General features: G+C 61.6%; 22 protein-coding genes. 11 read left to right on the top strand and 11 right to left on the bottom strand.

Annotated features, from left to right (window positions below; genetic code table 11):
* The first annotated feature begins 305 nt into the window (after nucleotides 1–305).
* Together VHD36_02990 and VHD36_02985 are read left to right on the top strand one after the other, a co-directional pair.
* The gene (locus VHD36_02990; GenBank protein ID HVU86258.1) at nucleotides 306–1,673 is read left to right on the top strand and encodes a PQQ-binding-like beta-propeller repeat protein; all 1,368 of its coding nucleotides are present in this window, start codon (nucleotides 306–308) and stop codon (nucleotides 1,671–1,673) included.
* A gap of 198 nt (nucleotides 1,674–1,871) precedes the next feature.
* Nucleotides 1,872–2,720: a tetratricopeptide repeat protein gene (locus tag VHD36_02985; GenBank protein ID HVU86257.1), complete on the top strand. Its 849-nt coding sequence runs from the start codon at nucleotides 1,872–1,874 to the stop codon at nucleotides 2,718–2,720.
* Here VHD36_02985 and VHD36_02980 read toward each other — a convergent pair.
* Both VHD36_02980 and VHD36_02975 read right to left on the bottom strand, forming a co-directional pair.
* Entirely contained in the window at nucleotides 2,717–3,550 is an 834-nt protein-coding gene (locus VHD36_02980) for an alpha/beta hydrolase-fold protein (GenBank protein HVU86256.1), read from the bottom strand. The two genes, VHD36_02985 and VHD36_02980, sit on opposite strands and share 4 nt — an antisense overlap.
* Before the next feature lie 201 nt (nucleotides 3,551–3,751).
* Entirely contained in the window at nucleotides 3,752–4,483 is a 732-nt protein-coding gene (locus VHD36_02975) for an endonuclease/exonuclease/phosphatase family protein (protein HVU86255.1), read from the bottom strand.
* A 263-nt stretch (nucleotides 4,484–4,746) separates the two neighbouring features.
* Between VHD36_02975 and VHD36_02970 the strand changes: the two genes are divergently transcribed.
* The 3 genes from VHD36_02970 (at nucleotide 4,747) to VHD36_02960 (ending at nucleotide 6,437) form a co-directional block, all read left to right on the top strand.
* Complete coding sequence (locus VHD36_02970; GenBank protein ID HVU86254.1) at nucleotides 4,747–5,310, top strand: thioredoxin family protein; 564 nt, start codon at nucleotides 4,747–4,749, stop codon at nucleotides 5,308–5,310.
* 275 nt (nucleotides 5,311–5,585) lie between these two features.
* Nucleotides 5,586–6,107: an SRPBCC family protein gene (locus tag VHD36_02965; GenBank protein ID HVU86253.1), complete on the top strand. Its 522-nt coding sequence runs from the start codon at nucleotides 5,586–5,588 to the stop codon at nucleotides 6,105–6,107.
* 3 nt (nucleotides 6,108–6,110) lie between these two features.
* Nucleotides 6,111–6,437 (top strand): metalloregulator ArsR/SmtB family transcription factor, encoded by a 327-nt coding sequence (locus tag VHD36_02960; GenBank protein ID HVU86252.1) that lies wholly within the window; start codon nucleotides 6,111–6,113, stop codon nucleotides 6,435–6,437.
* A 40-nt stretch (nucleotides 6,438–6,477) separates the two neighbouring features.
* Here the strand turns inward: VHD36_02960 and VHD36_02955 are convergent, their stop codons facing one another.
* Nucleotides 6,478–8,121: a Na/Pi symporter gene (locus VHD36_02955; protein ID HVU86251.1), complete on the bottom strand. Its 1,644-nt coding sequence runs from the start codon at nucleotides 8,119–8,121 to the stop codon at nucleotides 6,478–6,480.
* 57 nt (nucleotides 8,122–8,178) lie between these two features.
* Nucleotides 8,179–9,003, bottom strand: coding sequence for a PIG-L deacetylase family protein (locus tag VHD36_02950; GenBank protein ID HVU86250.1), 825 nt, complete (start codon nucleotides 9,001–9,003; stop codon nucleotides 8,179–8,181).
* Between the two features lie 132 nt (nucleotides 9,004–9,135).
* Between VHD36_02950 and VHD36_02945 the strand changes: the two genes are divergently transcribed.
* Entirely contained in the window at nucleotides 9,136–9,363 is a 228-nt protein-coding gene (locus VHD36_02945) for a hypothetical protein (GenBank protein ID HVU86249.1), read from the top strand.
* Between the two features lie 51 nt (nucleotides 9,364–9,414).
* Here VHD36_02945 and VHD36_02940 read toward each other — a convergent pair whose 3' ends face one another.
* Nucleotides 9,415–10,437, bottom strand: coding sequence for a DUF1028 domain-containing protein (locus VHD36_02940; protein HVU86248.1), 1,023 nt, complete (start codon nucleotides 10,435–10,437; stop codon nucleotides 9,415–9,417).
* A gap of 350 nt (nucleotides 10,438–10,787) precedes the next feature.
* Between VHD36_02940 and VHD36_02935 the strand changes: the two genes are divergently transcribed.
* Nucleotides 10,788–11,072: a hypothetical protein gene (locus VHD36_02935; GenBank protein HVU86247.1), complete on the top strand. Its 285-nt coding sequence runs from the start codon at nucleotides 10,788–10,790 to the stop codon at nucleotides 11,070–11,072.
* A 27-nt stretch (nucleotides 11,073–11,099) separates the two neighbouring features.
* Here the strand turns inward: VHD36_02935 and VHD36_02930 are convergent, their stop codons facing one another.
* Nucleotides 11,100–11,567 carry a RidA family protein gene (locus VHD36_02930; protein HVU86246.1) on the bottom strand — a complete coding sequence of 156 codons (468 nt, stop codon included), beginning with the start codon at nucleotides 11,565–11,567 and terminating at the stop codon, nucleotides 11,100–11,102.
* Between the two features lie 269 nt (nucleotides 11,568–11,836).
* Nucleotides 11,837–12,238, bottom strand: coding sequence for a phosphoribosyl-AMP cyclohydrolase (gene hisI / locus VHD36_02925; protein ID HVU86245.1), 402 nt, complete (start codon nucleotides 12,236–12,238; stop codon nucleotides 11,837–11,839).
* A gap of 332 nt (nucleotides 12,239–12,570) precedes the next feature.
* Between hisI and VHD36_02920 the strand changes: the two genes are divergently transcribed.
* Together VHD36_02920 and VHD36_02915 are read left to right on the top strand one after the other, a co-directional pair.
* Nucleotides 12,571–13,281: a glycosyltransferase gene (locus tag VHD36_02920; protein HVU86244.1), complete on the top strand. Its 711-nt coding sequence runs from the start codon at nucleotides 12,571–12,573 to the stop codon at nucleotides 13,279–13,281.
* Between the two features lie 802 nt (nucleotides 13,282–14,083).
* Nucleotides 14,084–14,626: a hypothetical protein gene (locus VHD36_02915; protein ID HVU86243.1), complete on the top strand. Its 543-nt coding sequence runs from the start codon at nucleotides 14,084–14,086 to the stop codon at nucleotides 14,624–14,626.
* Nucleotides 14,627–14,759: 133 nt separating this feature from the next.
* Here the strand turns inward: VHD36_02915 and VHD36_02910 are convergent, their stop codons facing one another.
* From VHD36_02910 to floA, 3 genes are all read right to left on the bottom strand, one after another.
* A complete protein-coding gene (locus VHD36_02910) occupies nucleotides 14,760–16,346 on the bottom strand; it encodes a C25 family cysteine peptidase (GenBank protein HVU86242.1) in 1,587 nt (528 codons plus the stop codon).
* A gap of 96 nt (nucleotides 16,347–16,442) precedes the next feature.
* Nucleotides 16,443–17,237, bottom strand: coding sequence for a formylglycine-generating enzyme family protein (locus tag VHD36_02905; GenBank protein HVU86241.1), 795 nt, complete (start codon nucleotides 17,235–17,237; stop codon nucleotides 16,443–16,445).
* 150 nt (nucleotides 17,238–17,387) lie between these two features.
* Nucleotides 17,388–18,365, bottom strand: coding sequence for a flotillin-like protein FloA (gene floA / locus VHD36_02900; protein HVU86240.1), 978 nt, complete (start codon nucleotides 18,363–18,365; stop codon nucleotides 17,388–17,390).
* 200 nt (nucleotides 18,366–18,565) lie between these two features.
* Here floA and VHD36_02895 point away from each other — a divergent pair, with 200 nt between their 5' ends.
* On the top strand, nucleotides 18,566–19,510 hold the full coding sequence (locus tag VHD36_02895; GenBank protein ID HVU86239.1) for a leucine-rich repeat domain-containing protein: 945 nt from the start codon (nucleotides 18,566–18,568) through the stop codon (nucleotides 19,508–19,510).
* 7 nt (nucleotides 19,511–19,517) lie between these two features.
* Here VHD36_02895 and VHD36_02890 read toward each other — a convergent pair whose 3' ends face one another.
* A complete protein-coding gene (locus VHD36_02890; protein ID HVU86238.1) occupies nucleotides 19,518–20,882 on the bottom strand; it encodes a hypothetical protein in 1,365 nt (454 codons plus the stop codon).
* Nucleotides 20,883–21,265: 383 nt separating this feature from the next.
* On the opposite strand from VHD36_02890, the gene VHD36_02885 reads away from it, so the two are divergent.
* Nucleotides 21,266–21,787, top strand: coding sequence for a hypothetical protein (locus VHD36_02885; protein ID HVU86237.1), 522 nt, complete (start codon nucleotides 21,266–21,268; stop codon nucleotides 21,785–21,787).
* Nucleotides 21,788–21,838 lie beyond the last annotated feature (51 nt).

The raw sequence follows: 21,838 nt of genomic DNA, 5'->3' as shown, positions 1-21,838 counted from the left end.
CAGACACACTCGAACGGATTCTCGAGTCTCGCAGGTAAGCGAACCTTCGCGAGGCGCAAGTCGTTTCAGCACAAGGGACATGTAATCGATCGGCCACCGTCTTGTTCATCGACGTTCCGCTCGCCTCGACACGAGTTCAGGGGCCGGAGCAGGCATCCTGGCGGGTAACACGCACATTTTCTCATCACGATGGAATGCCGTGACTTTTCTGCCGCTGGACATTAACGATCTTGCTGGCTCGGCGCCGGTACGTCTGCGAGAATCAGTTTGCCCCCCCTCCTTTTCTTTTGCGCAGCGAGTCTTGCATGCTTCGCCGGGTTGTAGCGATCGGGATTTGCTGGTTGGTTATCGCGCCTTTCGCCGTGCGCGGCTCTGCCGGTCAGGAAAACTGGACCCGCTTTCGCGGTCCTGATGGCACGGGCGTCGTGGCCGACGATCCGCGCCTGCCCGACACGTGGGACAAGGAAAAGAACGTTCGCTGGAAAACGCAGATCCCCGGGCGCGGCTGGGGCAGCCCGATCGTCTGGCAGGATCGTATCTTTATCTCGGCCGTGTACAGCGACGAGGACTACGATGCGCCTAAGGGGGGCCTTTATTTGGGGCTGGGGCGCGGCGAGCCGCCCGATACGGTGCATCACTGGATGGTTTACTGCCTCGATTTTAAAACGGGCGCATTGCTCTGGAAGCACGAAGCTCACGTTGGCAAGCCCGTCGTGCCGCGGCATCCGAAGAACACGTACGCGGCCGAAACGCCCACGACCGACGGCCAACGGCTGTATGTGCTCTTCGGCGATGTTGGGCTGTATTGCTATGACTTCGACGGCAATCACCTGTGGACGCACGAGATCGAGCCCAAGAAAACTTATTTCGGCTATGGCGCCGCGGCGTCGCCGATCGTGGTCGATGATTTTGTCGTGTACGTGTATGACAACATCGAAGACTCGTACATCGCGGCGCTGGAGGGAGCGACCGGCAAACTGCGCTGGAAAACCTCGCGCGAGGAACGCAGCACGTGGGGCACGCCGCTCGCCTGGCGACATGACGGAATGACCGAGATCGTGACGACCGGGCGCCAAGAGAATCGCTCCTACACGACCGATGGGTCGCTGCTGTGGAATTTCGATGGTCACATGTCGTCGCTGACGATTCCTTCCCCTTTTGTCGTCGATGGATTGCTGTATATCACGTCAGGTTATGTCGGCGACAAGAATCGGCCCGTGTATGCCGTCAAGCCGGGTGCCACAGGGAATATCACGCTGGGCGAGGGGGAGACTGCCAACCAATTCATACAGTGGTCGCTGGAAAAAATGGGGCCCTACAACACTTCGCCGATCGTCTATCGCGGCCTGTATTACACCCTCCTCGATCAGGGAATGCTCACTTGCCATGACGCGGCGACGGGCGAGCTGGTCTTCAACCGCTCGCGGTTCCCACAGGGCGCCAGTTTCACCGCCTCGCCCTGGGCCTACAACGGCAACATTTTCTTTCTCAGCGAGTCCGGGGAAACGTACGTGATGCCGGCGGGGAGAGAGTTCAAAATCGATCACACGAACGCGCTCGATGAACTGAGCATCGCCACGCCCTCGATCGCGCAAGGAAACCTCTTGGTTCGCACGGCGGAGCACGTTTACCGCATTTCGACGCCTTCCGAGGCAAGCGCCGAAGGGCGATAGCTTCGACGGGAAGGCTCTCCACGGATCGTGTTACTTCGGCCATCGCGCCCTGTAATTCTCCGCCGCGAATTCGTCAATGCGTCAAATAGGCCGAGCGTGTATGCCAAATGGCGAGTGGATTGCCGTTCAAGCGGGCCGGCAGCGCTTGGTACGATATTTCACGGCAGGGCAACCGATAGTCATTGTGCGAGGTGATCCATGTCGGCCGTTGCATTTCGGTGCTTGATCGTCCTCGTCGTCACCTGTGGCACCGCGCGCGGAGAAGATTTCTCGACACTGCTGGATCGTGCTCGTATGGCGCTGCGCGATCGGGAGCCCGATCGAGCGGTGGAGCTTGCCGGCAAAGCCATCGAGGCGGGGCCGCAGGATCCGCGCGGTTACCAATTGCGAGCCGATATCGAAGCCCTGGTGGGGCAGCATCGTCAGGCCGTTGCTGATTACGACATGGCGATCAAGCTCGCGCCGGACCAGGCGGAACTGTACGATCGCCGCGGCAGCGAGCGGTTCAAGCTGGGCCAGATCGAGGGATCGATCGCGGACTTCGACCGCTTCATCGCAATGCGACCGGATCAAGCGCCGGCCCACTGGAAGCGAGGGATTTCGTACTACTATGCCGGCCGATACGAGGAAGGCCGCAAGCAATTCGAAGGATATCAAACCGTCGATGACAACGACGTTGAAAACGCCGTGTGGCGATTCCTGTGCATGGCGCGAGCGGAGGGAGTGCCCAAGGCGCGGGCTGCCATGTTGCCCGTCAAGCGTGACGCGCGCGTGCCCATGATGGAAATCTACTCGCTCTATCGCGGTGACCTCGCACCGGAAGGGGTTCTGGCGGCGGCGCAAGCCGACGATCCGCCGCCAGCGCGACTCGATGCGCAATTATTTTATGCGCACCTTTACCTGGCTTTGTATTACGAGGCCACGGGAGATACCAAGCGCTGCGTCGAGCATCTGGCCGAGGCCGAGGAGCATCCCATTTCGCATTACATGGGAGACGTGGCTCGCGTGCACGCCAAACGGCTGCGCACGGCGGACAACTCGAACTAGTTGCCTTTGTAATCGCGCCACAGCCAGCGCAGCGATTCCGGCATGAGCGCGCCGCCATGCTTGCCGTTGTGTCCGCCGTCGCCGTACTCGAAGCGGTAGTCGTACTTGGCGAATTTCAGCGCCGCCGCCATTTCCTGGTTCGCCAGCGGCCAATTGCCGTGCGCGTTGTCCAAGTCGCCCGAGCCATCCTGCAGAAAAATGCGGATCGGCTTGGGATCGGTCTTGCGAATGAGAGCGGGGTACACGTGGCCGCCGCGAATGTTGGTAAAGCTTCCCACGTGGCTCAGCACTTTGCTGAAGGCATCGGGCCGTTGCCAGGCGACGGTCCACGAGCAGATTCCGCCCGAGCTGATGCCGCAGATCGCCCGGCCTGCGGCGTTATCCGTCAGGCGATATTCCTTGCCCACCTCGGGCAGGATTTCTTCGAGCAGAAATCGGGCGTACTGATCCGAGAGCGAGTCGTACTCGAAGCTGCGATTCGATTCCGTCTTGCCGTCGGCCGTCTTGGCAGGAAACACGCCGGGGTTAATGCAGATGGCGATTGTGACCGGCATCTCGCCCTTGTGAATCAAGTTGTCGAAGACGACCGGCACGCGAAAGTCGCGCGCTTCGTCGATGTACCACTTACCGTCTTGAAAAACCATAACGCAGGCCGGGATCTCCGCTTTGTATTGCGCGGGCACGTAGACCCAGTAATCGCGCTCGGTGCCGTCGAAGATTTTGCTCGTCCAGTGGTGCTGGGTGACCGTGCCGCGAGGCACGCCCTCCTGCCGTTGCGAGTCGGGGCCCAAAGGATAATCGTCCGCGGCACGCGATCGAACGCCGCTCATGGCGATCAGAGCCGCGAGGCAAATTGTGAGGGCGACGAAATTCAATCGCGAGGGCAAGCAGAGCATGGCGGGCTCCGAAGGCGTGAGGGAAACGGGCGGAGGCAGGCGAGTACGTCGATTAAGAGGCTAACCCGCGGCCTGACGTGTCGCAACAGGGCCGCGTTGCGCCGTGCGATGAGGATTCGTCTCGACCCCCGGGCGTCAGACGCCCGCACCATTGCTGCCGATGTCGAAATCGACGACCAGCGGTAAATGATCGCTGGCCGCTCGGGCGAGTTTGCTATGGGCGATGAATGCCCGGTGAATGGTGAGCCCCCCGCGATAAAAGGCTTTGTCTAGTGATCCGAGCGGCAGGTAAGCGGGGAACGAGCGAAAACGCGAGGGAGGGCTGGTGATCTGCTCGAAGCCGTGCTCGGCGAACGAACGATGCTTCAATTGATTCCGCCAGTCGTTGTAATCGCCGATGATCAAGGTCGGCAGCTCATGCCCCTCGCGAAAGAGCGAGTGCGTCAGCAGATGGTGTACCTGCCAGCGGCGCTCGGTCTCGGCCAGCCCCAGGTGCCAGTTCACCAGGTGCAGCGGTCCTTGGGGAGTCTCGATGACCACCAGCTGGGCGCCGCGCGGCTTTTTGGTTTTCATTCGCAGCGAAACCTGATGCTTCGAGCGAAATGGCCAAACCGACAGGATCAGGTTGCCGTAGCCTCCCATTTTGAGGGGGACGTTGTGCTGATAGAATGCCTCGGCTGCGTTGAGCCGGGCTGCCAGCAGGTCGGGCTGATGGTCGAAGCGCGAACGGCGGACGTTGTGGTCGACCTCTTGCAGACAGACCACATCGGGCTCGAGGTGCTCGATCACCTCGGCAATCCGCTCAAAGCGATAGCGACGATCGCGGCCGCCGATGCCTTTGTGAATGTTGTAGCTGACGATACGCACGGGATGCTAAGTCGGGGCTGCAGGCTGGTTTTACCGCGCGCGGAAGCGGGGTTCTTCGCACGCCTTTCGGGGTGACCGCATGATGATACGCGGGCCGGGTGGTAGCTCAAGGCCTCGCGGCTCGGGGGTAAGCGGCTATCTGACTATACGTTGTGATTTGGACTGTTGATTACGCTCTCTCCCGACGATACGGACAAGAATACGCCATTTTTGCGTCTTTTTCTTCTTGCTGCCGCCACGACGGTGGCTCGGACAGGCCCCTCATGATCGACTGGAATCAATGTTTTTCAGCGGGACTTGGCTACGACGCGTTTCTCGAGAAGCACGGCACGCCCGAACATCGCCGCCGCTGGGCCGATGCGCATGCGGCCGTGGCGTTCACGGACCGCGATCGCGATTTGCTGCAGGGCTTTACCCGCCGCATGCCCGTGGCTTGTCTGGCCGGAGCCTGGTGCGGTGACTGCGTCTACCAGTGCCCGATTCTGCGCCGCGTCGAAGCCGTCAATCCGCTGGTCGAGGTGCGCTTCTTCGACCGCGACGCCCACCCGGAGCTGGCGGGCGAATTGAAGATCTGCGGCGGCAGCCGAGTACCGGTCGTCGTCTTCCTGAGCGAGGATTTTCAGGAGATCGGCCGCTATGGCGACCGCACCCTTTCGCGCTATCGTCAGATGATGGCGCGGATGTTTGGTCCCTCGTGCGCGAGCGGCCTGGTTTTGCCCACAGGCGATGAACTGGCCGCGATCGTACGAGACTGGCTCGGCGAGTTCGAGCGGCTGCAGGCGATGCTGCGCATTTCTCCACGCCTGCGGCAGATCCACGGCGACTAAATCTCGCTTGGTGGGCCCGCCGTACCGGTCTTCGAATCGGTGATCGGCCGTTCGAGTTCGCCGCGTTCGTTTCCTCGCTTGACATTTAAGTACTTACTTAATAATATCGGGGTCGAAGGAGTTACCGCGACGCGAAAGTTGACCGTGTCGGTGGATGACGCTCCGTCATCGACGGCTTGCCCACGATGCTCGAATTTGCACCTGGGCGTCATCGCGCGCGTTCAAGAAGGAAAGTCGTTCTCCGCTACGAGCACGTTTAGATGAGGGAGTTGAAGATGTCCGATGACGCATCACGCGTGGGCGAAGTCTTTATCGAGGGGGATCACGCCACGATCGTGTTCAAGCGCGTCCTCCGTCACCGGCCCGAGTTAGTGTGGGATGCCATTACGAATCCCACCGAGCTGGCGGGCTGGCTGATGTGCTCTTCGGCCAGAATCGATGGCCGAGTCGGAGGCACGGTCGCCATGGTGGCCGGGCCGGCACAATTCCACGTCAGCGGTAAGGTTCTTACGTGGGACCCGCCGCGTGTCTTCGCGCACGAGTGGAAGGTGGCTCCGGTACCTCCCATGCCGCAAGGAGAGGACGCCGTGTTCCGCTACGAATTGACGCCAGAGGGTGACCACACGCTGCTCACGGTGGAATATCGCCGCATGACGCGGAATACCGCGGCGGGCTTTGCACCAGGAACACACGTATTGCTCGATCGGCTGGAAGCCCAACTCGGCAAGCAAGCGATGCCCTCCTGGATGCCACGGTTCGAAGAGCTGCGGGCCCTCTATCCTCAGTGGAAGAAATAACCGATGCGGCCTGTCCAACAGAATGACGTCTTTCACGCCATCGCGCACCCTACGCGCCGCAAGATCCTTAAGTTGCTGCGAAGTGGAGACCGCCCGGCGAGCGAATTGGCCGAGCCGTTCGGCGTGTCGTTTCCTGCCATTTCGCAGCATCTGCGAATTCTCAAGGATGCAGACCTTGTCGCTGAACGGCGTGACGGTCGCCGCCGAATCTATCGCTTACGTTCGGCGCCGCTCGAAAACGTTTACCGCTGGGCCGCCGAATTCCGAGATTTCTGGAACGCGAGGCTCGATGCGCTCGAAGCGCAACTCGATCGGAAACACAAGAAGTAAGCGAGCCCATGGCGGACGTACCTGGTTTCGCCGTGCGGTATCAGGGCTTTGGCGCACTCCTCGGCGCGGCGCCGCTCGCCTGTGGGGTTAGCTCGTCGAGCAATTTCGAGATGCGGTGAATGATCCAGGTCGATAGCTCAAAGTCGGCCAGAAGCTTTTGGGTGGCTGTCCGCTCAGCGATTCTGCTGTTACGGGTGTCATCGCCCGTCGCGCCCGATACACTCGCCAAGCGCGCTTGCTCAATCAAGACGCTTCGGCTGCGCGATTGCTCGCGTAGGTGGGCGATCGCTGCCGGCTGACGCGTATCCACGGCCGTGGCGGCGATACCCAGCAGCAATTCCAGAGCCGCCAGAATCTGGTCACGTATGGCAGCCGTGTCGGGAAAGTGTCGCAGCGCGCGGTGCGAGTGCCGTAACTGCACGTAGCTTTCGGCAAGATAACCAACCAGCGCCGTCAGTTCCCGGGTAGCGTTCAATCGCTGGGCGACTGATTTTTGCAGCGGACGCGTCGAGAGCTGTGCAGCGTACTCGTCGATCCGCGCCGTCAGTGCCGCGTAATCAGCGGCGCGCTGGTCCTCGACGTCGCTGGTGTCGGTGCCCGCACGATGGGTACGTACCGAGCACTGCAAGCTGGTCAACAACCGCGCCAACTCGCGTGGGATCAGGTCCACGGCCGAGGCCGGGTCGTCCAGGCTCTGCGGCGTGAGGAATTCTGGCTGCGCGGCATCCGCCACTTCGTCCGCCGGCCATCGCCGCGCCAGCCACGCCAGGCTCGGGCCGAGTGCCGGCATCACCACGATGGCCGGGAGTAAGTTCGCCAATAAGAAAACGAGCGCCAATTGCAAGGCGATCTTGTCCGTGGCGGCAGCCACCCCGGCGAGTACCAGCGGCAGGCCGGTCACGCGCTCGATGAAAAAGAGCGCGACCATTAGCAGCCCACTGGCGAGGCAAAACGCGTCCTCGAACCGGACCAATTGGCGCGGTACTCCGCGCATATCGATCGACAATAACAGTCGCAAGACGATGGCGCCCAGGTTCGTGCCGTAGATCAACATCGCCGCCGTCGGCAGTCCGAACATTCCTTGCGCCGCCAGCGTGATGACGAGCATCGTCGCGCCCGTATTCGATTGCAGCAGGGCCGCCAACAGAAACCCCGCGACAAACGCCAGCGCAGGCGACGTCACGGTGTATTGCACGGCCGTTCGCAATTCCTGCGTCTCCTTCAAAGGCACGGCTGCCGCGCCCATGCTCTGCAGCCCGAATAGCAAGAGCGCGACCCCCAAGAGCACGTTGGCCACCTGCCGCGCGGTGCGCTGCCGGATGAGCGTGGCCGCGATGCCGCAAACGCCGACGCTGCCGGCCACGAGGGGATGGATGTCGAGCGTGACGACAAACGCCAGCGCCGTGAGCCCGACGTTGCTCCAGGCAATCACTGGTAGCGCCGCCTGGGCGGAAATCAATCCGGCGGTCACCATATTGACCAGAATGAATGTGACCCCCGTCGCGCTTTGCATCATGGCGCCCGCGACCAGGCCCAACCCTACGCCCGACCAGGGGGAGGATGTGCTGCGCGCAACGAGTGCGCGAAACGATGGTCCGCTGAGCTGGCGCAGATGCTCGCCGACCATCTGCATGCCGACGAAGAAAATACCGAGCCCCAGGGCAAATTCAGCAAGTACGTTCATCGTTAGCGGCTGCCAGGTTGTTATTCGGCGGCGCTAGCCGTCATCAAGCAGCCTCGGCTAAGTGGGCAAAAACGGGAAGAGCCGGCGACGGGTGTCGGCGTCGAGCGGCGCGGCGTACTCGCTGATCTCGAAGGCCTCGGCGTATTCGATCTGCTCGCCGCGCGCTGCGCCATAAGTGGCAATCAATTCCTGACGGTACCGATCAGCCTGTGGACGCAGGTAGTCAAGAAACCACTGGCGCAGCCAGGCTCGCCGGGGAGTCTTATCAGCTGGCACTTCGTCGGTCGCGCCGCGATTGAACGGCAGCCATTCGAAGACTTGCGACTCGTGACAGGCCAGCATATCCACGATCTTTTCCACTTCGCTCCCCACATCGATAACGACATCACCGCGCAGCGGATTGGGACGCGTGAACCGGTCGGGAAGGTAGGCAATGACCGGCGGGCGGTGGAGGATGCCGGCGTCCGGCACAATTGTCGGCACGGTTACCAGGTACGAAGCGTCGCGCACCACGTTGCCGCACGCGCGATGGTCCGGATGGTAGTCGTTGTCACGATGTGTGAGCACCAGATCGGGTTGAAACGTGCGCAACTCGCGAATCACTTGCCAGCGCAGGGCGAGTGAGGGTTCGAGCATGCCATCGTGGTGCGACCACATTGCCTGCTCGGCGCCGATCACCGCCGCAGCGGTGCGCATCTCTTCGGCGCGGCGCTTGGCCAGGACCTGCCCTGACATGACGTGATGCCCCGCATCACCATTGGTCAAAGAGATGACTTTCACCGCGTGCCCAGCCGATCGATAGATCGCGGCCAGGCCTCCGGCGTGGAACTCGGCATCGTCAGGATGGGCGCCAAGGATGAGCAGCCGCAAGGGTTCGGGCATTCGATACGCGCTCGCTGATCACAGGTGAAGAATGTCACCCGGCCCCGCTGGCGGCCGGTGCGGATCGCAGATTATGATAGCGGCTCAAGTCGGGCAATGGGTGACAGGGAACACCGGAGCGCGGTTGTCGCCATGAAATTCATCGAGATGACCGGTCGAACGCTGTTGCGGGTTGTGAGTGAAAATGAAATCTCGCCCGAGCAGCTGCGCGAATGCGGCGTGAAGGAAGAAAGCCTGGTGCGGGTCAATCCGCAGGGGGACATCGAGCTGCGCCGGCATGATCGCTGGGACGTGATCGGCGGCCTGCTGGGCGAATTCGACGCCCGGCTGCGGCACGAGACCGGCCTCGATTGGGCCTGACAAGGCATCGGCACTCGCCGCGGGAGCATGCGCCCGCCAGTCTTGAATCAGCTATTGCTCCGGCGCCTTGTCGTCTTTGCCTGCCTGGACGGGATTCTTGAGCGCGTCGCGATATGCGGCACGAAGCGCCTCGACAAAGGGTGCGTCGACCAGTCCGGCGGGATGCCCCAGACCATCAGCCGGCACCGGCAGCCCGTGTGCGACACGAAATTGATCGACGGCCGTCGCTGCCTCGGTATCGAACTGGTCGAGATCCGGCCGGTCGGCCCGGGCGGGGAATTCGGTTCGCTCGGTCCAAAGCAGCTTTAGCCGGAAGAGCATTTGCTTAAGCTCGACGACGTCGCGGCCGCGCACCAGCGAAAAGGTGCGTTGCCCCAGACGCTCGTGGATGCGGTTGTATTGGCGGCGCAGTTCGCCAACGGGCTCGGGATGTTCGGCCACTTGCAACGTCTCGACGATATGATCGTCGGCAACCCCGGCGTATCGCTCGTCGGCCACGACGAGCGCGGCCGATTGCAACCTTCCGGTGCGCTTATCGCCGCCGGCGCGCTGGCCGGCTTCGAGCGCCGCGATCAGCCGATCGGCCAGTGCCATTCCCGCGCCGTTGGTCCCTTCGAAACTCTCGGCCACGGCGTCGATCACTTGCGGTCCGACAAGCAGATTGCCCTGCACGGTGTAATTCTTCCCCTGCCGCGAGCCTGCGAAAACGCCGTTGTCTTTTCCCGTGAAGTTCGCGGTACGTCCTTGCATGTCGATCACGCCCAGTTGGCGCACTTCGCGATTCGCGTCGTCTCTAAGCAGTTCGCCGATGACTTCTTCGGGTGCTTTACCTGCGGCCAAGAGATCGAGCCCGGCGCGGCCGTACTTGACGGCCGTCGTCGCCTGCGTGGCCACGGCGCCTACGCCGGCGCGAACCCAGGGAACGTAGCGGCCGACCTGCGTGACGCGCGTTGTCACCGCCACACCGCATTGCCCGGCCTCGGGATCAATGGCGCAAATCGAGAAGGTGTGGAATTCGGGATCGGGCGATGATGATTCGGTTGCGTTTCCGTCGCGCGGCGAGGTCGGCGGCACGGAGCCTTCCGCGATCAACCTGTCTTGGTGAAATGGCTGCGCACGCTCCGTCGTCCATCGATCGACGAAGAGCGCGCCGGCAACAAAGACTGCCAGCAGCGAGGCGCCGGCAAAGCCGATGATCTGCCTTGGTGTCCACGACTGTGTGCCGCGTGTCTTCGCCGGAGCTTTTTTTGATTGCAGGAATCGCATGGGAAAACCCGATGGCATTGGCGGCAGACTAATGTCGTCGTCACATACTTTGGGTAGTTTGGACAGGGCGGGCCGGTGCGTGCAAGCAGCGACTGCTTGAATCCCCCGCCCGGCTGGCGGCCGCTACCAGAAAAAGCGCGTGATCGAGGGAGGATCAGATGAATAGCAATGTTGGCGTCTTCGGTTGGATTCGCGAGGGGGTCCGCCGGGCCGTGTTGTTGGGATTTTCGGACGCCGTCGAGCAGATCGGCGCGGCGGACGACAAGGATGCATTGCATCCCCAATTGCAGAGCCTGCTGCGCGAGGCGCCGCGCCGCCTGGCGACGACGGAGAATCGCACGGCCGAGCCCGTCCTGGGCCGGCACGAGCGCAAGCGGCTAGGACGCACGCTAGGCCAGACCAATCTGCCAGCCAGTGGTGGCGCGACGACCCTTGATGGGTAGTGGTCCGTTTGACTCCGCCACCAGCGGTTAAGCGTTCTTCACTTCAAAGATCGCTTCGATCTCGACCGAGATATTCCCCGGCAGTGAGCCCATGCCAACGGCACTCCGCGCGCCGACGCCATGATCGGCGCCGAAAACCTGCGACATTAAATCGCTGAAGCCGTTGATCACGGCCGGATGTTGCTGGAAGTCGGGCGCGGCATTGACCATGCCCAGGGTCTTCACTAGCCGCACGACGCGATCGAGACTGCCAAAGTGCGCCTTGAGCGTCGACAGAATCGCCAGGCCAGTCTGGCGGGCTGCGTCGTACCCGGCCTGTTGATCGACCTCGGAGCCGACCTTGCCGGTCGAGAGTGAGCCGTCGCTTTTCAAGGGACCGTGGCCCGAGACGTACGCCACGTTGCCAATGACGACCACGGGCTTGTAAACGCCGGCTGGTTTCGGCGCGGGCGGCAATTGCAGCTTCAGTTCACCGAGGCGTGCTTCAGCGCTCACGGGTGATCTCCATCGTTAGAAATGAGCGAATACGCGCGGGTGGACGCGTGGTGGGATGTTGATTCTAACTCGCTCACCTCCCATGTCTAGTCATTAGAAAGATGGGATGGCCGAGGCTACCTCGCGCGGCGCTCACAACCAGGCCGAGCGCCGCGCGATGAGCAAACTTGATTGTCGAGAATCGCCACGGACAAAAAAACGCCACGACGAAATCCCACGACGAAATCGCGGCGAAATGTCATCGTCGGGCGCCTGCAAGCACCACACAATCACTTGCGGCCGTAAACGGTGGCGGGATCGACCAGGCGCTTTTGCACGACCTTCACACCGTCGCCCGAGAGCTCGCGAAAGAAGCAACTGCGATAGCCCTCGTGACAGGCCGGGCCTTGTTGGTTGACCTTCAGCAAGATCGTATCGGCGTCACAATCGACGAGAATCTGCACGACCTGCTGTACGTGGCCGCTCTCTTCCCCCTTGCGCCATAATCGCCCCTTGGAGCGGCTGAAATAGACTGCACGCCCTGTAGCCACGGTCTCGGCGAAGCTCTCCGAGTTCATGTACGCGACCATCAGCACCTCGCCCGTGACGGCGTCTTGCGCCACGGCGGGCAACAGGCCGTCGCCCTTGGCGAAGTTGGGAACAGGTGCGTCGGCTGCAGGATGGGCGGACACTGGTATCTCAACCCGGAAAGAATGGGAGCTGGGCGAACGGGACGGATTGTAACGGAGCTGACACCGCCACGCTCACAGCTTAGCGGTAAAAACTGCCTAACACTACTTCACGGACCGCCTCGCCACCCTCACAGGTTCGCGCCGTCCACGGCCCGCGGCCGCCGGGAAGTGGTGTCCCCGCGCCACACGTATTTGCCTCGCGATCGAATCGTTCGCTGCCCGCGGCAAGTTAAGCTCTACATGCCTCCGTAAGTGCATGGCTGGAGATGCGCGCGCCACGGTCCGATGTTTACGTTGCAAGGCCAGGCTGGCAGGGCGATCTCTTACGAATCATGGCTGCTCGAGAAAAGGGTGTCGGTTTGAAACCTTCGCTTTGCATGATCTTGCCGCTGCGGAACGATGCGGATCGCGTGTCGCTCATCTTTACGCAAGCCCTGGAAATCCTGCCCGAGCTGACTCCACGCTGGAACCTGGTGCTTTTCGACGATGGCTCGACCGACGCCACGGGCGAGAGCCTCGCTGAGTTGGTTCGCGCTTACCCGCAGGCCACGGTCATTCATCATTCCACGGCCATGGGTGACAACGCGTGCTTTCGCCGCGGGGCGCGGGTGACCGACGGCGACCTGGTCCTGCTCAGGTCCAGTGATTGCGATCTGGACCTGACCGGCCTGCACAAAATGTGGAAACGGGCGTCCGCGCATCCGTTGGTGGTCGCACGTTCACACGGCGATGCGGGCCGTGGACGTTTTACCTTGGCCGCCCGAAAGAAGGAGCGTGGACTGGCCACGGGGCCCGCATTGCAACTCATCGAGCGCCGTGCCCTGGGGCCCTGGTTGGCCGGTAAAGAAGAGGACCTGCAAGGCTACCTGCACGCCCGCCGTTACCCGCAGCACGAAGTGGAATTGCGTCGCTGCCTCGCCTCCGGGATGGCGCCAATGTCTGGCCGGTTCGAGCCGCAGCACTGCGACGCGGGCGACGCATCGGGGCGGCCCAAACGCCCGAATTACCTGCTGCGTTTGAAGGCCTTTGCCATGGGGGAATAAAGCCCCCGCTGGAAACGAAGCCACAAGACGCTCGACCATGAGAAACGTTACGTCTTGGCGGTTTTTTGTCCTTGTGTTGGGTGACGTTTCCGTCACTTGGATTTCGCGTGCTCTCGGACGGTGCTCTTCCCTTCCTTTCTGTTACTGAACCACTGATCCTGGGCACTCGCACACGGCGAAGCTTGTCGAAACGCCGATAGTTTTGAGGCTAAGTAACGTGCCCTAGAGGGTCTAGCTATCGGTCGCGCTTGCGCGGAACTTGGCACGTTCGTGCCCATGTCTTGGACGAGGACGAGCCATCTGGCGCGCCTGTTTGCCATAGGGAATGGCAGACTGCCCTTCGTCGCCCTGTTCCGCTATCGAAAAATAACCTGGGTGTCGGGCGCTTGTCCCCCTCAACGCGACTGGCTATGATTTCCTTCGGAACTCGCCACACCACATCTACCGAGTTCCCAAACGGGGGAGTAAGGTCCGCGGGTCAGCCGAGGATCTGCTGCGACATCTCTGGCAAGTCGTGTTGCGGCGCAACGTCATGCGCGTCGTTCCATGGAATGGGGCCATGCGCTTGAAGAGGCGTCATGCGATTGAGTTGTCGTGCTCCGTGCGAAAGCAAATGGATTGATCAGGGCGGTTCGCTGGATTTTCATCCGGCCCTGGAACAAAGGCTCGCTCACCGTGACGCGTGCCGTTTGGGAACGGTGAACCGCCCTGCTTTTTCGTTCGTAGGGATGTGGAATCGTGCCGGCAGGGTTGCCGTCGGTGGATCGTCCCGCATCAACCCTGGACAGGATCGAGGTTCGGCATGAGCATTTCTGAAATCGGGGCCGGCGCATTCCCGGCGATCAAGGCGCCTTCGCCGCAGCCTGCGGCACCTCCACCCGCCGCAAAACGCGTGGCCTTACATCGGATCGCCGCGGTCCGCCAGCAGCAAGGGATCTCCTTGCGTGGATTGGCACGTCAACTGCGCAGCAGCATCCGCGATCTGGAGTTGGAAGAGGACGAGACCTCGGATCTGCGCCTGAGCCGCGTCTATTGGTGGCAAAGCGTGCTGGAGGTTCCCATTTCGGAACTGATGGTCGATTCGAATTCGCCCCTGTCGGCTCCCGTACTGGAGCGCGCTCGTCTGGTGCGGATCATGAAGACCGTGGCGGCCATCGCCGAAAAGGCGGACAGCTCGTCGGTCAAGCGGCTGGCCCAAACGTTGGCCTCGCAATTGGTCGAGATGATGCCCGAACTCGAAGGCGTCAGCCCTTGGCACAACGTCGGTCAGCGCCGCACGCTGGACGAATTAGGCCGGATCGCCGAGCGTCCCTACTCGGAAGATATCTGGCGCGAGATGGGCTGAACGGCCGATTCCGGGAGCGATTGGAATCAACGGACGAAGGGCGAAAGACGGGCGAAAAGCGACATCGCTTTGTCGGCCGTGCCGGACTCCGCAGAAGTAAAGACTTCAATAAGCAGCGGCGCCGGCGCGCCTTTCAATCTTTCCGGGCGACGGCCGACTCGACCGTGACGTCGGCAGCGCCGACGGCGGTCTCCTTCTCGCCTTGCACGAACACGCGCACGTGGCACTCTCCGCTGGCTTCGGCGGGCACGGCCAGGGTTGCGGCAAACGTGCCTCCTTTTGCCATCGTCATTGCCGAAACGAGCCGCGCGTCGTTCGCCCGAACGTACGTTCGCTGGTATTCATCGCGGGCTGTCTGTGAATTCTCATACTTCGTGCGGGCCGGCGGCCGGAAGGTAAGCCGATCGCGGCGCACCACGAGTTCGACTTCCACCGCACCGTCAAAGGGCGCCGTGCCGGTGATCGCCAGCGACTCGCCCGAGCGGACATTCGCGGGGGCTTTCACCTGGGCCACGGCGGCACGTGGCAGCTTCAAGAGCGGATCGCCGATCAGATTGAAAATCTCCAAGTGCTCGGCTCGTTCAAGTGCCAGATCCTGGCTGGCCGGGTTAAGTAACTTTGCCAGGGCATCGATCGCCTGGCTGCGTTCGTCGTCGCGCGGCCGCGTGATCATGGCCCGCTTCGCCGAGGACAGCAATTCGCCGACCGTGCGGCAATCCTCGGAAAAATAGATCCGCAACATTTCGGCCCCCAGGACGCTCATCGCGTAGGGCATCGTAACGCGCGAGCCGGCCAGGGCCGCCACCGGCCCTTCCTTCGCACGCAACAGCTCCTCGGCAAGGCAATCTTCGCGCTGATCGAATCCGCCCGTGCTGCAGCAGAGCATTAGCGCAATGGGCGAACGGGCGCCGCATTGCAGCTTCGAGCAGTCGGCCGTGTTGAAAATGTGATGCTGGCCGTCGGGCGTGCGCACCCGATCGACCGTGCGCGTGTGACCGTGCCCCATGTAGACCCAGAACAGACACCCCTCGTTAAAGCGATCGACGGTCGAGGCATGGAACAACTGCGGATCGGGGCAGTAAGGACTGCGCCAACTGCCGTACGTAACGCTGGTCGCGTAGGCGGCCGGAATACCTTCGATCAATAGTCGCTTGGCGCTGGCTTCGATCGCGGCATCGGCAATCGCACCAAAGCCCCCCAGCCCGGCGACCAGGTTGATCCGCCGCTGCCAATTGCCGGGGGCCGGCCCACGCTCGTAAGCCACGATCTTTTCGACCATGGTGCGCAGATCCTCGGGCGAATCGGCTGGCAAACGCCCGATCGCCACGTCGGGCAACTGATCGTCGTCGAGATCGGCGAACCAATTGTCTCCGGCGATCTGCTTTTCGCCGCCGAAGCGGTGAATCACTTGCGAGGGGACGTAATGCGTGGGCACCGTGACCAATGATTTCTTGGGAGCCGTTTCGATCGGCGCGTCGCCGACCAGCACGACGTAGCGCAAGGCACCACGCCCCGCGGCCGCTAAGATTTTGCCACGCAGCTTGTCGGCCGTATCAGGCTTGATGACCTGGCAGCGGTGCCCCTGCTCCTTGCGGAGTGCGAGCCAGGGGGCAAGAGCGGCGCGAAATGCCTCGGGACAGACGACGATCGTATCGGGTGCGGCGTTGTCCGGTTTAGGCGTCGCCGTGACCAGTGCGAGCGCGAGCGAAATGGCGAGCATGGAGTGGTCCCAGGTGAGGATATGGACAGTACCGCTCCACTTTAGCCGCCAAAGATGTCATGGGGCAAGATAATCGCTCACCATGAATTGCAGGTTCTACGGCTCTTCTGCCAGCACACAGCGCAAACCTGCGGCATCGTCTTTCAGATCATGAGCCGCGCCGCGGCGAGCGCTGCTTGTCAGCCGGTCGGCCGGGTCTTTCCAACTGCCGCTGCGCAGCACGCGCTCGTTGGCGTCCGCGTCGTGCCAGGCTGTGCCGTCGGTCGGGGCGCCTTGGTAATTGTCATGCCAGGCGTCAGCACACCATTCCCACAGGTAGCCGTGTACGTCGTAAAGCTGCCAGTTGTTGGGACGCTTGGCGCCTACGGCAGGGTCGTTGCCCGCTGCGTTGCCGGTGAACCAGGCGTAGTCGCCGAGATGGGACGCGTCGTCCCCAAAAGAATACCGCGTGCGCGTGCCAGCCCGTGCCGCATATTCCCATTCGGCTTCGCTGGGGAGCCGGATTACTTCCTTGGCGGTAATCAGCTTTGCCTCGCGCAAGTCCGTTGTCGCGCGACGACAGAACTCGACTGCGTCGTCGTAGCTGAGCATTTCGACCGAGTTGCGAGGGCCTTTCCAGCGGCTGGGGTTGTGGCCCATCACGGCCTGCCAGAGGTTCTGCGGAACTTCGTAGCGTGCAATCGCAAACGGGCGAGAGAGCTGGACGCGATGGGCGGGACGTTCCGCGGCGGAGCCATTATCAGACCCCATCTCGAAGCTGGCGGGAAAATCTCCCTTGCCGGGCGTGATCTGCACGAGCTCGTCGCGAAAGGTTCTTAGCAGGTCGAGCCTGGTTTGATCGCCCGGCGCCGGATCGGCTGCGATCACGGTTAGAAGTATGAAGGAGAACATGCGGGGGGACTCGGGGAGTGACCGGTTCCGGATCATACAGAACGCGCGCAGCGCAATGGCGTTATTAACGCCGAATCACGCAGAGAACACAACAGGCGCAAGGAGTCGGCCGTCGCATGCCCTTCGAAAGGCGGCTGAGAACCTTCGGGCTTAGCCGCCGGCGGTGGCGAAATTGCCGTCGCGGAAGGCCGAGGCGATGGCCAGCGGAACCTTGGCTTCGGCCATGATCACCTCGGCTTTGTTCTCGGACACCTTGGCCTTCATTTCCTGCTCGCGAGCGATGGCGAACGCCCGCCGCTCTTCGGCCTTGGCCCGGGCGACGCGCGTGTCGGCCTCGGCCTGGTCGGCCTGCAGCCGGGCGCCAATGTTCTCGCCGACGTCGATATCAGCGATGTCGATCGATACGATCTCGAAGGCCGTCTGTGCGTCGAGCCCGCGCGCGAGCACCGCCTTGGAAATCATGTCCGGATTCTCCATCACGACCAGGTGGCTTTCGGCCGAACCGATCGAGGTGATAATCCCTTCGCCGACACGGGCGATCACGGTTTCTTCGGTGGCGCCGCCGATCAACTGCTTGATATTGGTGCGCACCGTCACGCGGGCGCGAATCTGCAACTCAACGCCGTTACGAGCGATGGCGCTCAACGTCGATTTTTTCGATTTCTGCGGATCGGGGCAGTCGATCACTTTCGGATTGACGCTCGTCTGCACGGCGTCCAGCACGTCGCGACCAGCCAGGTCGATGGCCGCCGCACGGTCGAAATCGAGATCGATATCCGCGCGATGCGCGGCGATGATCGCTCGAATCACGCCCGGAACATTGCCGCCGGCCAGGTAATGCGCTTCGAGCCGCTGCGTGGTGATACCCGTCGCAGGATCGTTGCCGAGGCCGGCCTGCATGGCCATGATTTTCGACTGCACGATCGTGCGGGCGTTCACCTGGCGAAAGCCCATCGCCACCAGTCGCAACAGGCCGACCTGGGCGTTGGACATGTACGCTTGAAACCACAAGTTGCCATAGGCCGCGGCCACGATCACGAAGACTAACAGGATCAATATCAGAATAATGATCGCGACGGCCCAGGCCAGCGAAGCAGGCACGGCGGCGAAGAGAGCAATGTTAAGCATCGTGGTTTTTGCGATTTGGGAGTAGGCGAATTCGTACCGCGAATACAGTTATTCCTGCTCCGATAGGATACGTCATTATAGGGGGATGGGCCAATTGGGACGAATCGCCCGCCTCGCCGTTGTTTTAACGAGGAATAGGGCACGGCGTGCTCCAATAGCGGCGGGAGTGCTGTCGTCGACCACGTATTAGAATGTCCTGCATGTCGACAGTTCCGCCAGATGCCCGTCGCTGGAGTGCGGACAACCTCCGTACGTTGCTTCTCGTCACGGTGGTGGCGATCGCCGTTTGTTGGCTCCTGTTCGAGAGAATGCAATCGCGCCGCGAAATGCTCGCTGCCAAACGCATCGAGGCCTATGGCGATCTTGACTTTGGGACCACAACGACGTTTTATTCGCGCGACGGGCGGCCGTGGTGGGAGCGGATTTGGGACAAGTTACGCGGGCCGCGCGTCGTTTTCGCGCAGGGAAGCGAGACAATGACAGACGTCACACCGCTGGTGGCGTTCCGCAGCCTGGACCACTTGCGTCTCCGGCACTCGCAGGTCAGCGACTTGACCCCGCTGGCCGAAATGCCAGGGGTGAAGTATCTCGATGTGGGCGAGACGCCCGTGGCCGATATCGGACCGGTTGCCCGTCACGGCCGGTTGGAAGTGATTTACGCCCCGCGCTGCAAGGTACACGATCTGACGTCGCTTGCGCACTGCACGAACCTGAACTTTATCAACCTGGAACAGACCCCCGTCCGCGATCTAAGCCCGCTGGCTGCGCTTACAAAACTCACCGACCTCTATTTGGCAAATACTCACGTCCGCGATTTGACGCCGCTTGCTGGATTGACCAGCTTGACGAATCTCGACCTCGAAGGAACCGAAGTCCGTGACGTATCGCCATTGACCGGACTGACGAATCTAGAATCGCTGAAACTGCTGGATACGAATGTCGAGGATTGCTCGGCGCTTGCGGGCCTGACGCGGCTGAAGATGCTCAACCTTGACGGCACGCACGTGAGCGACGCGCGTGCGCTCGCCGCGCTGACGAACCTCGAGTCTCTGTGGCTGCGTAGGACACCAGTCAGCGACGAGCAAATTGCCGAGCTACGGCGGGCCCTGCCAGGCTGCTCGGTCGCTGATGGCAATGATCCCTAGGAGGAGGCTATCGGTCATCAGTTGCCGGTTCGGTTGGCGCTTTATCGCTCACAAGCGAGCGACGAAAGAGTAGCGCCGGATTGGCACCTGTCTCGGAGTCGAGCGCGGCTCCGTATAGAAGCGGGAATCGTGTCGATGTGCTGTAAACGACGTAGTCGGTTTCGCTAACAAGATAGCGGAATTGCCCACCCGACGCGGGATCGTCGATCACCTCGGACAGAACTTCCGGCGCGAGCTCATCGAGCAGCGCCGGTGGCGCGCCGTGCCGCTTGCGATATCGTTCGAGCTCGATCGCCAGGATTGACAGCCGCCGCGAAGTTTCGCGACGCACGGTACCTACATAGAAGAGATTGATGTATGACAGCTGTTTTGTGGTCGGGTGCAACAGCCCCGTCATGTCGTTCCAACGCGCGGCCACGGCATCTCCTTCGGCCAGTATTCGCGTCCAGGGGGTGTCGGCGACTGCGAGCCAATCTTCGGTCATGGCCAAATACGCTACCCTGTCGAAAGGCCTCCTCAGTCGCTGGGCAAAAAGCTCCGGGTTGTCGAGCGGCGCGGTGGCAACGTACTCGGACATACTCAATCCGAAGAGCCGCTCGCCGTACAGCGCGCCGCGAAGCGACTTGCGAAAGTCAATCGCGAGCAGGTCGTTCTCTAATCGCGACAGGTCTGCGTCCGAAAAGTCTTCGGTCGTCAAGTAGGTACGCACGTTCGTGTCCCCGTAAACCACTGCCATCTTATGAAACGCCATGCTAGATGGCTCATCTTCTAATGCATGGGCGATTGCGAGCTGCGCGTTCAGCGAGGCCGCGGTTCCCGATACGTCGCCACGATATAGACGCACGAGGGCTTCGAGTTCCAGACAGCGCGCGCAGAACCCGAGGGCAGAGCCGCGGTCATGCGCATCTAAGTAATTCCCATCGGGAAAACGCGCTCGACCGCCAAAGTCAGCCGCTGCGCGTAGCGCCGCTAGAACCTCTTTTTGCTCCGCTAAGAACTGTTCGGCTAGCGCAAGCTGAGGCCACTCTCCCGGCGGCAGCGGCGGAATGCTGCCATCGGCGAAATAAGGTAGCTCGCGATAGACCGTCCAGTCCGGCTTTGGCGAGAGCCTCAGCTTAGCGAGAGCCGCAAGCCACAACGAAGTTGCATCTTCACTCACCGGTGGAACGGCGTAGTATGTCTCCAACTCAATGGGTGTGACAGGTTCTCCCCTCGCGCGTGCATTGGCGAGCATCTGCTCGGCCGCCCGATCGTACGACTGATAGATCCACGCCGCCGCGCCAACGCACAGTAGCGCAATAACGCCGACCAGGAACCAAACGCGTGAGAACCACCGCCTGGTCGCGTCGGGTCTGGCGGATGATTGGAGCATGCCCTTTATCTTACTCGCCCGCCGGGAACGCATTGCAGCCGCTGACACAAGCGTTATGACGGCCCGCAGAATCAGTAGATCGCGGCTCGGGATTCGGTCACGCAGCTTTCCCGGCGTGTTTGCGTCGAGGTGGTAACGTGGAGTCGTTTACAGAGTTAAGCGCAAGTGCATAAACAACCTCCGCTCAATATCGACGAATAATCAATCGTTGATTACAAAGTTTCTCCCCGCTTCTTGGAACCGACCACGATATCACTTCGCTGGACCCCAAATTACACGGTCCGCTGATTGCTTCGACCGATTCACTGCTCAATAATGCGCAGGCTCGAACCGCATTGTTTCTGGGTCAAACGACCCATATCTGTCATGGAAAGGAGCATCGCATGTCACGAGTTCGACGGCCTCGACTGTTCCTGGTTACGGCAGCGTTTCTGGTTTCGGCGGGCGCCTTGCTGGCAAATGTGCAGATACGCGACGCAGGATCAAAAATTCGTGGCGACGCTTACAGTCGTTCGTCAACCAGAACGATGCGGCATTCGCGCGACGTGTCGCGCGATTTTCGCAATTACGCGCAGCGCTCCCGGCGCAACAGCCAGCCGGTCGCTCCGACGATCGCCCGGGCCCACGTTAACGAGCTGGCGCAGAACGTGAAGCTGACGCAAACGTATTTGGCCGAGGAGAAGAAGGAATTTGCGGGCGATAAAAAGGCCTTGGCCTCGCTCGACAAAGTAGAAAAGCAGGTGCAGGTCGAAGCCAAACAGCAGGCGGCGCTAGCTGAACTGGTGAAGGGAGATAAGATCGACGTCGACGCGGTCGTGAAGGCGTGCGAGGATGCCGAGGAAGCCATCGACAAGGCGGTTGCCGAGCACGACGAAATGGTGGAAGCAGCCGCCGGCGCGAGCTGAATTCGGCCTGGCGCGCGTTGCGAGCTAAAGGCGCTCGATCATTGTTGATGA

This window comes from Pirellulales bacterium (genome assembly GCA_035546535.1).
Lineage (GTDB): Bacteria > Planctomycetota > Planctomycetia > Pirellulales > JACPPG01 > JACPPG01.
Note: the sequence above shows the minus strand (reverse complement) of the source record. Positions and strands in the feature narration are given on the sequence as shown.